Source organism: Pseudomonas sp. zfem004 (assembly GCF_032621715.1).
GTDB lineage: Bacteria > Pseudomonadota > Gammaproteobacteria > Pseudomonadales > Pseudomonadaceae > Aquipseudomonas > Aquipseudomonas sichuanensis.
This window is the reverse complement of the sequence record NZ_JAVYJF010000031.1, coordinates 36,021-52,194: the sequence shown is the minus strand read 5'-3', so window position 1 is coordinate 52,194 and position 16,174 is coordinate 36,021. Positions and strand designations below refer to the sequence as shown.

The window sequence follows — 16,174 nt, the reverse complement described above, 5'->3', positions numbered from 1 at the left end:
CGGGGCAAGCCCGCTCCCACGCCAGATATCGAAGGCGTGGGAGCGGGCTTGCCCCGCGATGGGAGAGTCCCCCAAGCACTTGTCACCGGTTTCCCCTGCGCCGGTGACGGCCCATAATGGCGGCCATTATAGGGCTTCGTGCCCTGGTGCAACGTCGATTTCGAGGAGATTTTTCATGGCCGTCGCCCTCAATACCCTGGTCGAGGAAGCCGAGCGCTACCTGGCCAGTGCAAAAATCCAGGATTACTGCCCCAACGGCCTGCAGGTCGAAGGCCGCCCGCAGGTCAGCCGTATCGTTACCGGGGTCACCGCCAGTCAGGCACTGCTCGATGCCGCCGTCGAGGCCGAGGCCGACCTGGTGCTGGTTCACCACGGTTATTTCTGGAAGGGTGAGAATCCTTGCATCACCGGCATGAAGCAGCGCCGCCTGAAGACCCTGCTCAAGCACGACATCAGCCTGTTGGCCTACCACCTGCCGCTGGACTTGCACCCGGAAGTGGGCAACAACGTGCAGTTGGCGCGCCAGCTCGACATCACCGTCGAAGGCCCGCTGGACCCGAACAACCCCAAGGTAGTGGGCCTGGTCGGTTCGTTGGCCGAGCCGCTGTCGGCGCGTGATTTCGCCCGCCGGGTGCAGGAAGTCATGGGCCGTGAACCGCTGGTGATCGAGGGCGAGCAGATGATCCGCCGGGTGGGGTGGTGTACTGGGGGCGGGCAAGGCTATATCGACACCGCGATTGCAGCAGGTGTCGACCTGTTCATCAGCGGCGAGGCGTCGGAGCAGACTTTCCACAGTGCCCGCGAGAACGGCATCAGCTTCATTGCCGCCGGGCACCATGCCACCGAGCGTTATGGCGTGCAGGCGTTGGGGGATTACCTGGCGCGGAGGTTTGCCCTGGAGCACCTGTTCATCGATTGCCCGAACCCGATCTGATGGCCCTTTCGCGGGGCAAGCCCGCTCCCACGCCAGCACCAGACGGCGTGGGAGCGGGCTTGCCCCGCGATGCTTTTTGGCCCAAACCCCCAGTCATATCGTTAGATTGTTTCGATCTAGGCGGCCTCCTAAATAGAATCAGGCGCTGTGATAAAGTGGCTCGCTCGAACACGGCCCGCAGGCCGTCCATAAGATCGTTTTTCGTGAGTAGCCATGGTCGACAATCTGACGCACTTGAAACAGCTGGAGGCGGAGAGCATCCATATCATCCGCGAGGTGGCCGCCGAGTTCGACAACCCGGTGATGCTGTACTCGATCGGCAAGGATTCCGCGGTCATGCTGCACCTGGCGCGCAAGGCCTTCTTCCCGGGCAAGCTGCCGTTCCCGGTGATGCACGTCGACACCCAGTGGAAGTTCCAGGAGATGTACAGCTTCCGCGACAAGATGGTCGAGGAGATGGGCCTGGAGCTGATCACCCACGTCAACCCCGAGGGTGTGGCGCAGGGCATCAACCCGTTCACCCATGGCAGCTCCAAGCACACCGACATCATGAAGACCCAGGGCCTGAAACAGGCGTTGGACAAGCATGGTTTCGACGCCGCCTTCGGTGGCGCGCGCCGCGACGAAGAGAAGTCCCGCGCGAAAGAGCGCGTGTACTCGTTCCGCGACAGCAAGCACCGCTGGGACCCGAAGAACCAGCGCCCGGAGCTGTGGAACATCTACAACGGCAAGGTCAACAAGGGCGAGTCGATCCGTGTGTTCCCGCTGTCCAACTGGACCGAGCTGGACATCTGGCAGTACATCTACCTCGAAGGCATCCCGATCGTGCCGCTGTACTTCGCTGCCGAGCGTGAAGTGATCGAGAAGAACGGCACCCTGATCATGATCGACGACGAACGCATCCTCGAGCACCTTTCCGAAGAAGAGAAGGCGCGCATCGTCAAGAAGAAAGTGCGTTTCCGTACCCTGGGCTGCTACCCGTTGACGGGCGCGGTCGAGTCCGAAGCCGAAACGCTGACCGACATCATCCAGGAAATGCTTCTGACGCGGACTTCCGAGCGTCAGGGCCGGGTCATCGACCACGATGGCGCAGGCTCCATGGAAGACAAGAAACGTCAGGGCTACTTCTAATTTTCAGGGTTACTCCATGTCGCACCAATCCGATTTGATCAGCGAAGACATCCTCGCTTATCTGGCTCAGCACGAGCGCAAAGAACTGCTGCGTTTCCTCACCTGCGGCAACGTGGACGACGGCAAGAGCACCCTGATCGGGCGCCTGCTGCACGACTCCAAGATGATCTACGAGGACCACCTCGAGGCCATCACCCGCGACTCGAAGAAATCCGGCACCACTGGCGAGGAAGTCGACCTGGCGCTGCTGGTGGACGGCCTGCAGGCCGAGCGCGAGCAGGGCATCACCATCGATGTCGCCTACCGCTACTTCTCCACCGCCAAGCGCAAGTTCATCATCGCCGACACCCCGGGCCACGAGCAGTACACCCGCAACATGGCCACCGGCGCCTCGACCTGCGACCTGGCGATCATCCTGGTCGATGCCCGCTACGGCGTGCAGACCCAGACCCGCCGGCACAGCTACATCGCTTCGTTGCTGGGCATCAAGCATATCGTCGTCGCGGTCAACAAGATGGACCTCAAGGGCTTCGACGAGCAGGTCTTCGAGTCGATCAAGGCCGATTACCTGAAGTTCGCCGAGAGCATCAACCTCAAGCCATCGAGCCTGCATTTCGTGCCGATGTCGGCGCTCAAGGGCGACAACGTGGTCAACCGCAGCGAGCAGTCGTCGTGGTACACCGGCCCGGTGCTGATGGAGATCCTCGAGTCCGTCGAGATCGCCGCCGACCGCAATGTCACCGACCTGCGCTTCCCGGTGCAGTACGTCAACCGCCCGAACCTGAACTTCCGCGGCTTTGCCGGCACCATCGCCGGTGGCGTGGTGCACAAGGGCGACGAGATCGTCGTGCTGCCGTCGGGCAAGAGCAGCCGGGTCAAGTCCATCGTCACCTTCGAAGGTGAGCTGGAGAACGCCGGCCCTGGCCAGGCAGTGACCCTGACCATGGAAGACGAGATCGACATCTCCCGTGGCGACCTGCTGGTGCATGCCGACAACGTGCCGCAGGTGACCGACCAGTTCGACGCCATGCTGGTGTGGATGGCCGAGGAGCCGATGCTCCCGGGCAAGAAATACGACATCAAGCGCGCCACCAGCTACGTGCCGGGCTCGATTGCCAGCATCACCCACAAGGTCGATGTGAACACCCTCGAGCAGGGCGCCGCCAGCGCGCTGCAACTGAACGAGATCGGTCGCGTCAAGGTCGCCCTGGACAGCGCCATCGCTCTGGACGGTTACGACAGCAACCGCACCACCGGTGCGTTCATCGTCATCGACCGCCTGACCAACGGCACCGTCGGCGCCGGCATGATCATCGCGCCGCCGGTACTGCCCCACGGCAGCGCCGGCCAGCATGGCAAGCTGGCCCACGTGGCTACCGAAGAGCGCGCCCTGCGCTTTGGCCAGCAACCGGCCACCGTGCTGTTCAGCGGCCTCTCCGGTGCTGGCAAGAGCACCCTGGCCTATGCGGTCGAGCGCAAGCTGTTCGACATGGGCCGTGCGGTCTACGTGCTCGATGGCCAGAACCTGCGCCACGACCTGAACAAGGGCCTGCCGCAGGACCGCGCCGGCCGCACCGAGAACTGGCGCCGCGCCGCCCATGTGGCGCGCCAGTTCAACGAAGCCGGCCTGCTGACCCTGGCTGCTTTCGTTGCCCCGGACGCCGAAGGCCGCGAACAGGCCAAGGCGCTGATCGGCAAGGAGCGCCTGGTGACCGTTTACGTCCAGGCCTCGCCGCTGGCCTGCCGCGAGCGTGACCCGCAGGGGCTGTACGCTGCCGGTGGCGACAACATTCCGGGCGAGAGCTTCCCGTACGACGTGCCGCTGGATGCGGACCTGGTGATCGACACCCAGTCGGTCAGCGTCGATGAAGGCGTGAAGCTGGTGCTGGATGTGCTGCGTCAGCGTGGGGCGATCTGATCCGTCGTCGTACATGAAAAAACCCGCTTCGGCGGGTTTTTTCTTTTGTGGGCGGTATGCCTGTGGGAGCGGGTTTTGAGTTCGGCGCGGTACTGTGGGAGCGGGCTTGCCCCGCGATCATGGACGCAGTCCATGCCATGCGAAGCGGTTGCCTGGGCTGGCTTTATCGCGGGGCAAGCCCGCTCCCACGCTTTAGCTAAATATGCTTTTCCGAAACGGGGATGACTCTGCGTTCCTTCACCGCCTTGTAGGAAAAACTCGAATAGATCTCCTTCACCCCCGGCAATCGCTGCAGCACCTCCCGGGTGAACTCCCCGAACGACTCCAGATCGCGCGCCAGGATCTCCAGCAAGAAGTCATAGCGCCCGGAAATATTGTGGCAGGCGACGATCTCGGGGATCTCCATCAGCCGCCGTTCGAACGCCAGGGCCATCTCTTTGGTGTGCGAGTCCATCATGATGCTGACGAAGGCGGTCACCCCGAAGCCCAGCGCTTTGGGCGAGAGAGTGGCCTGGTAGCCGGTGATGTAGCCGTTGTCCTCCAGCAACTTGACCCGCCGCCAGCAGGGCGAAGTGGTCAGGGCGACCTGGTCGGCAAGTTCGGAGACGGTCAGGCGCGCGTTGTCCTGCAGGGCGGCGAGCAGGGCGCGGTCGGTGCGGTCGAGGGTCGAAGGCATGATTTGCCCTCCTGGTTAACCATTTATTGTTTTTATTCCAACACTGGTCCGATTGCGTGGGCAACTTTGGAAAAAATGCGCCAGCTCGGTGGCATAAGCTTATAACAAACCACACGAGGCTGTTGCCATGCGCGACTCCAATAACAACACCGGTTTTTCCACGCGGGCCATCCACTACGGCTATGATCCGCTGTCCCATGGCGGCGCCCTGGTGCCGCCGGTCTATCAGACCGCCACTTTCGCTTTTCCGACCGTCGAATACGGGGCTGCCTGCTTTGCCGGCGAGGAGGGTGGGCACTTCTACAGCCGCATCTCCAACCCGACCCTGGCCTTGCTGGAGCAGCGCATGGCGTCGCTCGAAGGCGGCGAGGCCGGGCTGGCACTGGCTTCGGGCATGGGCGCCATCACCTCCACCTTGTGGACCCTGCTACGCCCGGGGGATGAGCTGATCGTCGGCCGCACCCTGTATGGCTGCACCTTTGCCTACCTGCACCACGGCATCGGTGAGTTCGGTGTGAAGATCCAGCATGTCGACCTCAACGACCCGCAGGCGCTCAAAGCCGCGATCACCGCGAAAACCCGGATGATCTACTTCGAAACCCCGGCCAACCCCAACATGCAGCTGGTGGATATCGCCGCTGTGGCCGAGGCGGTGCGTGGCCACGACATCAGCATCGTGGTCGACAATACTTACTGCACGCCTTATCTGCAGCGCCCTCTGGAGCTGGGCGCCGACCTGGTGGTTCACTCGGCGACCAAATACCTGTCCGGCCACGGCGACATCACCGCCGGCCTGGTGGTCGGGCGCAAGGCGTTGGTCGACCGCATTCGCCTGCAAGGGCTCAAGGACATGACCGGCGCGGTGCTGTCGCCCCACGACGCCTCGCTGCTGATGCGTGGCATGAAGACCCTGGCCCTGCGCCTGGACCGCCATTGCGCCAACGCGCAGCGGTTGGCCGAGCACCTTGCCCGCCAGCCACAGGTCGAGCTGATCCATTACCCGGGCCTGCCGTCGTTCCCTCAGTACGCCTTGGCGCAACGGCAGATGCGCTTGCCGGGCGGGATGATCGCCTTCGAGCTCAAGGGCGGCATCGAGGCCGGGCGCCGATTCATGAATGCCTTGCAGCTGTTCAGCCGGGCGGTGAGCCTGGGTGATGCCGAGTCGCTGGCCCAGCACCCGGCAAGCATGACCCACTCCAGCTACACGCCCGAGGAGCGGGCGCACCATGGTATTTCCGAGGGGCTGGTGCGGTTGTCGGTGGGGCTCGAAGACATCGACGACTTGCTGGCCGATATCGACCAGGCCCTGAAGGCCTGTGCCTGAACTGCCACGGAAGAGGCTTGCGCGATGGTAGCGATGATGAACCCGAACGCGCCGTTTACGGCCCACGATGCCGCGTTGGACAGCGACCCGGCGGAAACCGCCGAATGGTGCCAGGCCCTGGAATCCAGCCTGGCCCATTGCGGCCCGGCGCGGGCGCGCTACCTGCTGCAGCGCCTGCAGGCCCACGCCTTGGAGCTGGGCCTTGAGCGCGAGGCCCAGGCGTTTTCCGCCTACCGCAATACCTTGCCAGTGGAGCAGCAGGGGGCCTACCCCGGCGACCTGGAGCTGGACGAGCGGATCACCGGGATCCTGCGCTGGAACGCCCTGGCCATGGTGGTGCGGGCCAACCATGCCTATGGCGAGCTGGGCGGGCATATCGCCAGCTACGCCTCGGCGGCGGAGATCTTCGAGGTCGGTTTCCAGCACTTCTTCCGCGGCGAAAGCGGCGGCGAGGGGCGCACGGGCGACCTGGTGTTCTTCCAGCCGCACTCGGCGCCGGGCATTTACGCCCGGGCGTTTCTCGAAGGGCGTTTGAGCGAACAGCAACTGGCCAACTACCGCCAGGAGGTCGCGGGCAATGGCCTGTGCTCTTATCCACACCCCTGGCTGATGCCCGATTTCTGGCAATTCCCCACCGGCTCCATGGGCATCGGCCCGCTCAGTGCGATCTACCAGGCGCGCTTCATGCGCTACCTGCAGCATCGTGGCCTGCTGGATACCTCGGCGCGGCATGTGTGGGGCGTATTCGGCGACGGCGAGATGGACGAGCCGGAGTCTGTCGCCGGTCTGACCCTGGCCGCCCGTGAAGGGCTGGACAACCTGACCTTCATCGTCAACTGCAACCTGCAGCGCCTGGATGGCCCGGTGCGTGGCAACGGCCAGATCGTCCAGGAGCTGGAAGCGTTGTTCAGCGGTGCCGGCTGGAATGTGATCAAGGTGCTGTGGGGCTCGGAGTGGGACGCGCTGTTCGCCCGCGACCACGAGCACGCGTTGCTGCGCCAGCTGGCGGCGACACCCGATGGCCAGTTCCAGAACCTGGGCGCCAAGGATGGCAGCTATAACCTCGAGCATTTCTTCAACCAGGACCCGGCCTTACAGCGCCTGGTGGCGCACATGAGCAGTGAGGAGATCAATGCCCTCAAGCGCGGTGGCCATGACTTTCGCAAGCTGCACGCGGCCTATGCCGCGGCCAAGGCGTGCAAGGGGCGGCCAACGGTGATCCTGGCCAAGACCAAGAAAGGCTACGGCATGAGCAGCGCCGGTGAGTCACGGATGACCGCGCACCAGGCCAAGAAGCTGGATGTGCAGGCGCTGTTGGCATTTCGCGATCGTTTCCATCTGCCGCTGTCGGACGAGGCGGTGGAGCAACTGCGCTTCTATCGTCCGGCCGAGGACAGCCCGGAGATGGTCTACCTGCGCCAGCGCCGGGAGGCCCTTGGCGGCCCCCTGCCGGTGCGCCGCAGTGACTGTGCCAGGCTGCCACTGCCGGCGCTCGATGCGTTCGCGGGTTTCGCCCTGCAGGCCGACGGCAAGGAAATGTCCACCACCATGGCCGCCGTGCGCCTGCTCGGCCACTGGCTCAAGGCACCGGGGCTGGGGCCGCGTGTGGTGCCGATCGTCGCCGATGAGGCGCGAACCTTCGGCATGGCCAGCCTGTTCCGCCAGATCGGTATCTACTCACCGGCGGGGCAGCGCTACGAGCCTGAGGATGCCGGCTCGCTGTTGACGTACAAGGAGGCGCGCGACGGCCAGTTGCTGGAAGAGGGCATCACCGAGGCCGGGGCGATCTCGTCCTGGGTCGCGGCCGCCACTTCCTATGCGGTGCACGGCGAGCCGATGCTGCCGGTGTACATCTATTACTCGATGTTCGGCTTCCAGCGTGTCGGCGACCTGATCTGGGCCGCCGCCGACCAGCGCGCCCGTGGCCTGTTGCTGGGCGCCACTGCCGGGCGCACCACGCTCGGCGGGGAGGGGTTGCAGCACCAGGATGGTTCGAGCCTGGTCATGGCTGCGATGGTGCCCAACTGCCGGGCCTGGGATCCGTGCTTCGCCGGGGAGCTGGCGGTGATCCTCGACCATGCCGCACGGCGCATGCTGGTGGAGCACTGCGACGAGTTCCACTACGTGGCGGTCATGAACGAAAACTATCCACAGCCGTCGCTGCCGCCGGGCATGCACGGCGATGTGTTGCGTGGCATGTACCTGCACGCACGCCAGCAAGCATTGACGCCGCGTGCTCAGGTACGGCTGCTGGGTTCGGGGGCGATCCTGCGTGAGGTGATCGCTGCCAGTGAACTGTTGGCGACCGAATGGCAGGTCGACAGCGAGGTGTTCAGTGTTACCAGCTTCAGTGAGCTGGCTCGGGATGCCAGGGATCAGCGTCGGGCGGCAATAGCTGGAGATGCAGAGGACAGCCATGTTCGGCGCTGCCTGGCGGGTGACGCGCCTGTGGTCGCTGCCAGTGATTACGTGCGCGCCTGGCCGCAACTGATCGCCGAGTATGTCGATGCGCCTTACATCACCCTGGGCACCGATGGCTTCGGCCGCAGCGATAACCGTCAGCACCTGCGGCGGTTCTTCGAGGTGGATCGGTTTGCGGTGGTGATGGCGGCGTTGTATGGGCTGGTGCGGCAAGGAAGGTTGCCGCGGGAAGTATTGGGGCAGGCCAGGGCGCGGTACGCGATCGTAGATGATGAGGCGGCCTGGTACCGCTGAGGTTAGCCGGTGCCGTCCAGATCGCGGGGCAAGCCCGCTCCCACGCCATACCCTGTCTGCGTGGGAGCGGGCTTGCCCCGCGATGGTGACTGCGACGCCCACAAAAAAGGCCTCTTTCGAGGCCTTCTTCACTTCATCCGATCAACGCTTCAAGCCGTAGCTCTCATCCAGCATGCCCGGCGAATTAGGTGCCTTGGGCGCATAGTCACGCGGCACTTCGGCGGTGTCTTTCGGTGGCGTGAGGCGGTCACGTGGTGCTTGCGCCGCTTCCGAGTGCAGGGCAGCCAGCAGGCGCTGGCGGGTCAGCTCGTCCAGGGCCAGGCGGTTGGCGCCGTCGGCCAGGTGGTCCTGCACGTCCTGGTAGCTTTGCGTGAGCTTCTGCACCAGCGAGGCGGTGCTGTTGAAGTGGGTGACCACTTCGTTCTGATAGGTGTCGAATCGCTGCTGGATGTCATCCAGTTGGCGTTGGGTATTGCTGGGCGCCGCATTGGGCAGCAGGCGGGCCAGCGCGAAACCTGCAACGACACCGATGACCAGGGCCAGGGTCGGCAGCAACCAAACAAGGAGCGAGTGTTCCACGAGTCCTTCCTCTATAAACGGCTTTGCTTTACGTTAACGGCTCAGACCTGCGCTGTATACCGCGAGCAATCGCAAATCAGAACAGAATTCCTTTGCTAGACGAGTCGACCCTCCCCGAGGTCACGGAGTAGTGCCTTGCTTATCCGCGAAACACCCTTGTTCATCGATGGCCCGTGCGGCCAGTTGGAAGCCTTGTACCTGGACGTGGCCGATGCCCGTGGCGCGGTGCTGATCTGCCACCCCAACCCGGTCCAGGGCGGCACCATGCTCAACAAGGTGGTTTCGACCCTGCAACGTACCGCCCGGGACGCCGGCTACGTCACCCTGCGTTTCAACTACCGCGGCGTCGGCCAGAGCGCCGGCAGCCATGACATGGGCGCCGGCGAAGTGGCCGACGCCCAGGCTGTCGCGGCCTGGCTGCGCGAGCAGCACCCGCAACTGCCGTTGGTGCTGATGGGCTTCTCCTTTGGTGGCTTCGTCGCCGCCAGTCTGGCCGGGCGCCTGGAAGCCGACGGCATCGCGCTGCAGCAGCTGTTCATGATTGCCCCGGCGGTGATGCGCCTGAGCGAGCAGTTCCCGATGCCTGAGCGGGTCACCTTGACTGTGGTGCAGCCGGACACCGACGAAGTGGTCGAGCCGCAGCTGGTCTACGATTGGTCCGCCGCCCTGTCGCGTCCCCATGAGCTGCTGAAAGTGGCAGAATGCGGACACTTCTTCCATGGCAAGCTGACCGATCTGAAGGATCTGCTGCTGCCGCGCCTTTCGAACTGAGCAAGCCTGAACAAGCGAACACCCATGACTACGCGCATCCTCACCGGTATCACCACCACCGGCACCCCGCACCTGGGCAACTACGCCGGCGCCATCCGCCCGGCGATCCTCGCCTCCCAGCAGCCCGGTGCCGACTCGTTCTATTTCCTGGCCGACTACCACGCCCTGATCAAGTGCGACGACCCGCTGCGTATCCAGCGTTCGCGCCTTGAGATCGCGGCCACCTGGCTGGCCGGCGGCCTGGACCCGGACAAGGTGACCTTCTACCGTCAGTCCGACATCCCCGAGATCCCCGAGCTGACCTGGCTTTTGACCTGCGTTGCCGCCAAGGGCCTGCTCAACCGCGCCCACGCCTACAAGGCGTCGGTGGACAAGAACGTCGAAAACGGTGAAGACCCGGACGCCGGCGTGACCATGGGCCTGTTCAGCTATCCGGTGCTGATGGCTGCCGACATCCTGATGTTCAACGCGAACAAGGTGCCGGTCGGCCGCGACCAGATCCAGCACGTGGAGATGGCCCGCGACATTGGCCAGCGCTTCAACCACCTGTTCGGCCAGGGCAAGGACTTCTTCGCCTTGCCGGAGGCGGTGATCGAGGAAAGCGTGGCCACCTTGCCGGGCCTGGACGGGCGCAAGATGTCCAAGAGCTACGACAACACCATCCCGCTGTTCACCAGCGCCAAGGACATGAAGGATGCGATCTCGCGCATCGTCACCGACTCGCGCGCCCCGGGTGAAGCCAAGGACCCGGACAATTCGCACCTGTTCACCCTGTTCCAGGCCTTCTCGACGCCGGCGCAATGCGCCGAATTCCGTGAAGAGCTGCTGCAGGGTCTGGGCTGGGGCGAGGCCAAGCAGCGCCTGTTCCAGCTGCTTGACGGCCAGTTGGCCGAGAAGCGCGATCACTATCACCAGTTGATCTCGCGCCCGTCGGACCTGGAAGACATCCTGCTGGCCGGTGCCGCCAAGGCGCGCAAGAGCGCCACGCCGTTCCTCGAGCAGCTGCGCGAGGCGGTGGGCCTGCGTTCGTTCCGCACCAGCGTGCAGGCCAACACCGAAGTGAAGAAAAAGGCCGCCAAGAGCGCGCGCTTTGTCAGCTTCCGCGACGAAGACGGCAGCTTCCGCTTCCGCCTGCTGGCCGCCGACGGTGAGCAACTGCTGCTGTCGCGCCGCTTTGCCGATGGCAAGAGCGCAGGTGCGGTGAGCAAGCAGCTGCAGCAAGGTGGCGAGGCCAATGTGCGGGTCGAGGACTTGAGCTTCAGCCTGTGGCTGGAAGGCGAGCAGGTAGCCGAGGGGCCGCAGTTCGACAGCGCCGAAGCCCGTGACGCGGCGGTCCAGAGCCTGCGCGAAGCGCTGCAACCCGCCCAGGATTGAAGGCGGGCGTGAGAGCGGGCTTGCCCCGCGATCTGCGTTGGAGCATGCAACCAAGCGTTGTTTGCCGACGCCATCGCGGGGCAAGCCCGCTCCCACGAGGTTGAGTCCTGCGCGCATTGGTCGCATGTATCATTGCCATTAAGCGGGCCGGTCGCTACAGTGACGGCCCGTTTTTTGTTGCCTCGCTAACGAATTATGACTCCCTTAGAACGCTATCAAGCCGATCTGAAACGCCCCGACTTCTTCCATGACGCGGCGCAGGAAACTGCGGTGCGTCACCTGCAGCGTCTGTACGACGACCTGGTACAGGCGCAGAACAACAAGCCGGGCATGTTCGGCAAGCTGTTCGGCAAGAAGGAGCAGACCCCGGTCAAGGGCCTGTACTTCTGGGGTGGGGTAGGGCGAGGCAAGACCTACCTGGTCGACACCTTCTACGAGGCGCTGCCGTTCAAGCAGAAGATGCGCACGCACTTCCACCGCTTCATGAAGCGTGTGCACGAGGAGATGAAAACCCTCAAGGGCGAGAAGAACCCGCTGACCATCATCGCCAAGCGTTTCAGCGATGAAGCCCGGGTGATCTGCTTCGACGAATTCTTCGTCTCCGACATCACCGATGCGATGATCCTCGGCACCCTGATGGAAGAGCTGTTCAAGAACGGTGTGTCGCTGGTGGCCACCTCCAACATCGTGCCGGACGGCCTGTACAAGGACGGCTTGCAGCGTGCGCGCTTCCTGCCGGCCATCGCCATGATCAAGCAGTACACCGATGTGGTGAACGTCGACAGCGGCGTGGACTATCGCCTGCGCCACCTGGAGCAGGCCGAGCTGTTCCACTACCCGCTCAACGATGCCGCCCATCAAAGCCTGCGTGCCAGCTTCAAGGCGTTGACGCCGGAGTGCACCCAGGCGGTCGAGAACGACGTGCTGATGATCGAGAACCGCCCGATCACTGCCCTGCGTACTTGCGACGACGTCGCCTGGTTCGACTTCCGCGCCCTGTGCGACGGCCCGCGCAGCCAGAACGACTACATCGAGCTGGGCAAGATCTTCCATGCCGTGCTGCTGAGCAACGTCGAGCAGATGGGCGTGGCGACCGACGACATCGCCCGGCGCTTCATCAACATGGTCGACGAGTTTTACGACCGTAACGTGAAGCTGATCATCTCGGCTGAGGTGGAGCTGAAAGACCTGTATACCGGCGGGCGCCTGAGCTTCGAGTTCCAGCGTACGTTGAGCCGCCTGCTTGAGATGCAGTCCCACGAGTTCCTGGCGCGGGCGCACAAGCCCTAAACAAGGCGGCAAAGCATCGCGGGGCAAGCCCGTTCCCACGACTGGAGTCAGTCCAGATCGTGGGAGCGGGCTTGCCCCGCGATGCGTTTCAGGCTTCCTGCATGAACTGCTGGCGATACTGGTTAGGCGACAGTTCGGTGTGCTGGCGGAACAAGCGCGCGAAGAAGCTCGCGTCGTCGTACCCCACCTCATAGCTGATGGTCTTGATGCTCTTGCGCGAGCTCGACAGCAAGCCCTTGGCGGTCTCGATGCGCAGGCGCTGCAGGTAGTGCAGCGGCTTGTCACCGGTGGCGCTCTGGAAGCGGCGCATGAAGTTGCGGATGCTCATGCCGTGGTTGCGGGCCACGTCCTCGAAGCGGAACTTGTCGGCGAAGTGCTCTTCGAGCCAGTGCTGGATCTGCAGGATGATCAGGTCCTGGTGCAGTTTCTGCCCACCAAAGCCCATACGCCCGGGCGTGTAGCTGCGCTGCACTTCGTAGAGGATGTCGCGGGCCACTGCACGGGCCACGTTGGCGCCGCAGAAACGCTCGATCAGGTAGATGTACAGGTCACAGGCCGAGGTGGTGCCACCGGCACAGTAGAGGTTGTCGGCGTCGGTCAGGTGCTTGTCCTGGTTCAGCCGCACCTTGGGGAAGCGCTCCTCGAAGCTGCCGAAGAAGCGCCAGTAGGTGGTCGCCTCCTTGCCGTCCAGCAGCCCGGACTCGGCCAGCCAGAACACGCCGCTGGCCTCGGCACACAGCACGGCGCCGCGGGCGTGCTGCGCACGCAGCCAGGGCAAGACCTGCGGGTAGCGTTGCAGCAGGTTGTCGAAATCGTCCCAGAAGGCCGGGAGGATGATCACATCGGCATCGTTCAGGCCGCTGTCGACCGGCAGTTGCACATTGCTGAAACTGTCCACGGGCAGGCCGTCCGGGCTCACCAGGGCGATCTCGAACATCGGCTGCAGGCCGAGGCCCAGTTGCTTGCTGTAGCGCAGGCTGGCCAGGTGGAAGAAGTCCTTGGCCTGCATCAGTGTCGAAGCGAACACTTTATCAATGGCCAGGATGCTGACGCGCCGCAGCGACGCGGGGGGTTGGGTAAACATCATTGTCATTGTTCTTATAGGGTAGAGTGGTCAATCACCGGCTGGATCGTCTTATTTTTTGGCGATTGTGTCTACCCCGCATTACCTATCGCGGGGCAAGCCCGCTCCCACGGGGGGAGTGCTGCGTGGGAGCGGGCTTGCCCCGCGATGGGGGCCTGCTCAAGGCGCCGGGTTCGGCTGCTCCTGATGGATTGCCTCGATCGCCGCCAGCAGTTCATCGCCCAGGTTCAGGCCCTGGCTATCAATGTTGCTCTGCAACTGCTCAAGGGTGGTTGCACCGATGATGTTGCTGGTCACGAAGGGTTGCCGGGTGACGAACGCCAGGGCCATCTGCGCCGGATCCAGGCCGTGGTCGCGGGCCAGCTGCACATAACGGCTGCACGCCGCCACGGTCTGCGGATTGGAGTAACGGGCAAAGCGGCTGAACAGGGTCAATCGGGCGTTTTCCGGACGGGCGCCGTCTTCGTACTTGCCCGAGAGCATGCCGAAGGCCAGCGGCGAGTAGGCCAGCAGGCCGCACTGTTCACGGATCGCCACCTCCGCCAGGCCCACTTCGAAGCTGCGGTTGAGCAGGTTGTAGGGGTTCTGGATCGACACCGCCCGCGGCCAGCCGCGGGCCTCGGCCAGTTGCAGGAACTTCATGGTGCCCCACGGGGTTTCGTTGGACAGGCCGATATGGCGGATCTTGCCGGCGCTCACCTGCTCGTCGAGCACTTCGAGGGTTTCTTCGAGCGGGGTGAACATGTCGTTGGGCAGGTGCTGGTAGCCCAGCTTGCCGAAGAAGTTGGTGCTGCGTTCGGGCCAGTGCAGTTGGTACAGGTCGATGCGGTCGGTCTGCAGGCGCGCAAGGCTTGCATCGAGCGCGGCAACGATGTGCTGGCGGTTGTGCTTGAGCTGGCCGTCGCGGATGTGGCTGATGCCGTTGCCGGGGCCGGCGACCTTGCTGGCCAGCAGCCAGTCGTCGCGGTCGCCATGCCTGGCGAACCAGTTGCCGATGATGCGTTCGGTGGCCGCATAGGTTTCCGGGCGCGGCGGCACCGGGTACATCTCGGCGGTGTCGATGAAGTTGATGCCGGCGGCCTTGGCCAGCTTGATCTGGGCGAAGGCGTCATCCTGGGTGTTCTGCTCGCCCCAGGTCATGGTGCCCAGGCACAGGGCGCTGACGTTGAGGTCGGTACGACCGAGCTTGCGGTATTCCATCGAAGGGACGCTCCAGGCAAAGAAGCCCATAAAAGCAGGTTGAAATTTTTCGCGCAATCTGGATAATTCTGCAGCTCTTCGCGTGGCGGAAGTGATGCACCATCACGAATGAAGAACCTTTGTCGAACATTGGCGTGCCCGACCCGAGCCCCCAAAAGCGTCAGCGTTCGGCTGCGCGTTTGCCCTTGGCAAGCTGTGCACTATCCAGTAAGATTCGCCGTCTATTTTTCGCTGGGCGGCCTCTGAGGCTTTAGAGAATGAAAACTTTTACTGCTAAACCGGAAACAGTAAAGCGCGAGTGGTTCGTAGTCGACGCCGCTGGTCAGACCCTGGGTCGTCTGGCTACCGAAATCGCTAGCCGCCTGCGTGGCAAGCACAAGCCAGAATACACCCCTCACGTTGACACCGGCGACTACATCGTCGTTATCAACGCCGAGCAGGTTCGTGTGACTGGTGCCAAGTCTTCCGACAAGATGTACTACTCCCACTCCGGCTTCCCGGGCGGTATCAAGGAAATCAACTTCGAGAAGTTGATCGCCAAGGCCCCTGAGCGTGTCATCGAAACCGCGGTCAAAGGCATGCTGCCGAAGAACCCGCTGGGTCGCGACATGTACCGCAAGCTGAAAGTGTACGCGGGTGCTGCTCACCCTCACACTGCTCAGCAGCCTCAAGAACTGAAGATCTAACGGGATAGTTCATTATGTCGGCGACTCAAAACTACGGCACTGGCCGTCGCAAGACCGCAACCGCTCGCGTTTTCCTGCGTCCTGGTACCGGTAACATCTCCATCAACAACCGTTCCCTGGACGTGTTCTTCGGCCGCGAAACCGCTCGCATGGTTGTTCGCCAGCCGCTGGAACTGACCGAGACCGTTGAGAAGTTCGACATCTACGTCACCGTTTCCGGTGGTGGTGTCAGCGGTCAGGCCGGTGCAATCCGCCACGGTATCACCCGCGCCCTGATGGAATACGACGAAACCCTGCGTGGCGCTCTGCGTCGTGCTGGCTACGTCACCCGCGACGCTCGTGAAGTCGAGCGTAAGAAAGTGGGTCTGCGTAAAGCGCGTAAGCGTCCTCAGTACTCCAAGCGTTAATTTCGCTTCGGCAGTCGAAGAAGCCCGGTTCCTTTGGAACCGGGCTTTTTTTATGGCTTGAACTAACCTGTCAGCAGTCGGTGGG

The 16,174-nt window shown here is 63.5% G+C and carries 14 protein-coding genes; 10 read left to right on the top strand and 4 right to left on the bottom strand.

The features are described 5' to 3' along the window. Nucleotides 1-175: 175 nt before the first annotated feature. From RTH46_RS24300 to cysN, 3 genes are all read left to right on the top strand, one after another. Nucleotides 176-934, top strand: coding sequence for a Nif3-like dinuclear metal center hexameric protein (locus RTH46_RS24300; protein WP_153788249.1), 759 nt, complete (start codon nt 176-178; stop codon nt 932-934). 213 nt (nt 935-1,147) lie between these two features. After that, entirely contained in the window at nt 1,148-2,065 is a 918-nt protein-coding gene (gene cysD, locus RTH46_RS24295) for a sulfate adenylyltransferase subunit CysD (RefSeq protein ID WP_110991645.1), read from the top strand. 16 nt (nt 2,066-2,081) lie between these two features. After that, the gene (gene cysN, locus RTH46_RS24290) at nt 2,082-3,983 is read left to right on the top strand and encodes a sulfate adenylyltransferase subunit CysN (protein WP_316906822.1); all 1,902 of its coding nucleotides are present in this window, start codon (nt 2,082-2,084) and stop codon (nt 3,981-3,983) included. A gap of 196 nt (nt 3,984-4,179) precedes the next feature. Here cysN and RTH46_RS24285 read toward each other — a convergent pair whose 3' ends face one another. Next, nucleotides 4,180-4,659, bottom strand: a complete 480-nt coding sequence (locus RTH46_RS24285; RefSeq protein ID WP_153788248.1) for an Lrp/AsnC family transcriptional regulator — start codon at nt 4,657-4,659, stop codon at nt 4,180-4,182. A 127-nt stretch (nt 4,660-4,786) separates the two neighbouring features. Between RTH46_RS24285 and RTH46_RS24280 the strand changes: the two genes are divergently transcribed. Both RTH46_RS24280 and mdeB read left to right on the top strand, forming a co-directional pair. After that, nucleotides 4,787-5,983, top strand: coding sequence for a methionine gamma-lyase (locus RTH46_RS24280; RefSeq protein WP_110991642.1), 1,197 nt, complete (start codon nt 4,787-4,789; stop codon nt 5,981-5,983). A 36-nt stretch (nt 5,984-6,019) separates the two neighbouring features. After that, on the top strand, nt 6,020-8,698 hold the full coding sequence (gene mdeB, locus RTH46_RS24275) for an alpha-ketoglutarate dehydrogenase (RefSeq protein WP_316906821.1): 2,679 nt from the start codon (nt 6,020-6,022) through the stop codon (nt 8,696-8,698). Nucleotides 8,699-8,839: 141 nt separating this feature from the next. Here the strand turns inward: mdeB and RTH46_RS24270 are convergent, their stop codons facing one another. Then, nucleotides 8,840-9,277 carry a YhcB family protein gene (locus RTH46_RS24270; protein WP_110991640.1) on the bottom strand — a complete coding sequence of 146 codons (438 nt, stop codon included), beginning with the start codon at nt 9,275-9,277 and terminating at the stop codon, nt 8,840-8,842. A gap of 135 nt (nt 9,278-9,412) precedes the next feature. Between RTH46_RS24270 and RTH46_RS24265 the strand changes: the two genes are divergently transcribed. The 3 genes from RTH46_RS24265 to zapE all read left to right on the top strand — a co-directional run bounded on the left by RTH46_RS24265 (nt 9,413) and on the right by zapE (nt 12,712). Beyond that, complete coding sequence (locus RTH46_RS24265; protein WP_279845148.1) at nt 9,413-10,048, top strand: alpha/beta hydrolase; 636 nt, start codon at nt 9,413-9,415, stop codon at nt 10,046-10,048. A gap of 24 nt (nt 10,049-10,072) precedes the next feature. Then, nucleotides 10,073-11,422 (top strand): tryptophan--tRNA ligase, encoded by a 1,350-nt coding sequence (locus tag RTH46_RS24260; RefSeq protein WP_316906820.1) that lies wholly within the window; start codon nt 10,073-10,075, stop codon nt 11,420-11,422. Between the two features lie 195 nt (nt 11,423-11,617). Continuing rightward, a complete protein-coding gene (zapE, locus tag RTH46_RS24255) occupies nt 11,618-12,712 on the top strand; it encodes a cell division protein ZapE (protein ID WP_153788242.1) in 1,095 nt (364 codons plus the stop codon). Between the two features lie 88 nt (nt 12,713-12,800). Here zapE and RTH46_RS24250 read toward each other — a convergent pair whose 3' ends face one another. Continuing rightward, nucleotides 12,801-13,697: a GlxA family transcriptional regulator gene (locus tag RTH46_RS24250; RefSeq protein WP_178125866.1), complete on the bottom strand. Its 897-nt coding sequence runs from the start codon at nt 13,695-13,697 to the stop codon at nt 12,801-12,803. A gap of 258 nt (nt 13,698-13,955) precedes the next feature. Then, nucleotides 13,956-14,996 carry an NADP(H)-dependent aldo-keto reductase gene (locus tag RTH46_RS24245; RefSeq protein WP_316906819.1) on the bottom strand — a complete coding sequence of 347 codons (1,041 nt, stop codon included), beginning with the start codon at nt 14,994-14,996 and terminating at the stop codon, nt 13,956-13,958. Between the two features lie 257 nt (nt 14,997-15,253). Between RTH46_RS24245 and rplM the strand changes: the two genes are divergently transcribed. Both rplM and rpsI read left to right on the top strand, forming a co-directional pair. Next, nucleotides 15,254-15,682: a 50S ribosomal protein L13 gene (gene rplM / locus RTH46_RS24240; RefSeq protein WP_003260798.1), complete on the top strand. Its 429-nt coding sequence runs from the start codon at nt 15,254-15,256 to the stop codon at nt 15,680-15,682. Between the two features lie 14 nt (nt 15,683-15,696). After that, on the top strand, nt 15,697-16,089 hold the full coding sequence (gene rpsI / locus RTH46_RS24235) for a 30S ribosomal protein S9 (protein ID WP_003260797.1): 393 nt from the start codon (nt 15,697-15,699) through the stop codon (nt 16,087-16,089). Nucleotides 16,090-16,174 lie beyond the last annotated feature (85 nt).

Coding starts and splice junctions, on each gene's coding strand:
- mdeB (WP_316906821.1), top strand. CDS start 6,020: ATGAACCCGAACGCGCCGTTTACGGCCCACGATGCCGCGTTGGACAGC.
- RTH46_RS24245 (WP_316906819.1), bottom strand. CDS start 14,996: ATGGAATACCGCAAGCTCGGTCGTACCGACCTCAACGTCAGCGCCCTG.
- RTH46_RS24260 (WP_316906820.1), top strand. CDS start 10,073: ATGACTACGCGCATCCTCACCGGTATCACCACCACCGGCACCCCGCAC.
- rplM (WP_003260798.1), top strand. CDS start 15,254: ATGAAAACTTTTACTGCTAAACCGGAAACAGTAAAGCGCGAGTGGTTC.
- RTH46_RS24300 (WP_153788249.1), top strand. CDS start 176: ATGGCCGTCGCCCTCAATACCCTGGTCGAGGAAGCCGAGCGCTACCTG.
- zapE (WP_153788242.1), top strand. CDS start 11,618: ATGACTCCCTTAGAACGCTATCAAGCCGATCTGAAACGCCCCGACTTC.
- RTH46_RS24285 (WP_153788248.1), bottom strand. CDS start 4,659: ATGCCTTCGACCCTCGACCGCACCGACCGCGCCCTGCTCGCCGCCCTG.
- rpsI (WP_003260797.1), top strand. CDS start 15,697: ATGTCGGCGACTCAAAACTACGGCACTGGCCGTCGCAAGACCGCAACC.
- cysD (WP_110991645.1), top strand. CDS start 1,148: ATGGTCGACAATCTGACGCACTTGAAACAGCTGGAGGCGGAGAGCATC.
- cysN (WP_316906822.1), top strand. CDS start 2,082: ATGTCGCACCAATCCGATTTGATCAGCGAAGACATCCTCGCTTATCTG.
- RTH46_RS24280 (WP_110991642.1), top strand. CDS start 4,787: ATGCGCGACTCCAATAACAACACCGGTTTTTCCACGCGGGCCATCCAC.